Genomic DNA, 765 nt, shown 5'->3' with positions numbered 1-765 from the left:
CCCCCGCCGTCCGGCGGCCCGTCCGGCGTCGGTTCGGACGGCGCCGGCCCGGTGTCCGCCTCCCGTACGGGCTCCGGGACGGGAGCGGGTACGGCCGCGGGTACGGCGGCGGCAGCAGCGGGAGCGGAAGCCCCCGCCTCCTGCCCCGGCCGGGCCCGGCGCGCCCCGTCGGCCAGGATCCAGCGCCGGTGCAGCTCCATCAGCTCCTGCGGCGTCGCCCGGCAGAGCCGCGCCAGGCGGTCCAGCGGCGCGAACTCGGGCGGCACCACGGCGCCGATGCAGTAGCGGTGCAGCGTCGAGGTGCTCAGGTGCAGGCGCTTGGCGAGCGTCCCGTAGCTGAGCCCCGAACGCTCCTTCAGTTCCCCCAGCAGTGCCGCGAGATCGTCCGCCGCCGGGCTCCCCGTCGCGTGCGGCATTCCCATCGTCCAACCCCCATGTCTCATCCCCGTGTTCCAGGGCCCCGGCATCCCCCCTGCTCAGGGCCCCTCCCAGTGTCCCAGCGTCCCTGACCGGCCGTTGACCGTGGCGGCTGGGACGGGCCACCGGGCAGGCTCCGGTCATCCAAGCACCACACCGAACGATCTTCGAAGAGGCCACGCCCACATGCTCGGCATCCGCACCGCCCGTACCTCCCGCACCCGCATCCTGGCCGCCGTCGCGACCGCCGCGCTCGCCGCGCTCACCCTGACGGCGTGCAACGACGACGCGGGGGACGCGGGCGGCAAGGGGACCTCCGCGAACTCCCCGGCGCCCACCGCCCCGCCC

The 765-nt window shown here is 76.2% G+C and carries 1 protein-coding gene; it reads right to left on the bottom strand.

Translation table 11 applies throughout. The annotated features are described in order from the left end of the window. On the bottom strand, window positions 1-422 hold a 422-nt coding region (locus tag AE652_RS42440; protein ID WP_159028756.1), incomplete at its 3' end, for a helix-turn-helix transcriptional regulator. Window positions 423-765 lie beyond the last annotated feature (343 nt).

The organism is Kitasatospora sp. MY 5-36 (assembly GCF_001182915.1).
In the GTDB taxonomy this organism is placed as follows: Bacteria; Actinomycetota; Actinomycetes; order Streptomycetales; family Streptomycetaceae; genus Kitasatospora.
The sequence above is the reverse complement of the archived record's forward strand: the minus strand, read 5'-3'. Positions and strand labels throughout refer to the sequence as shown.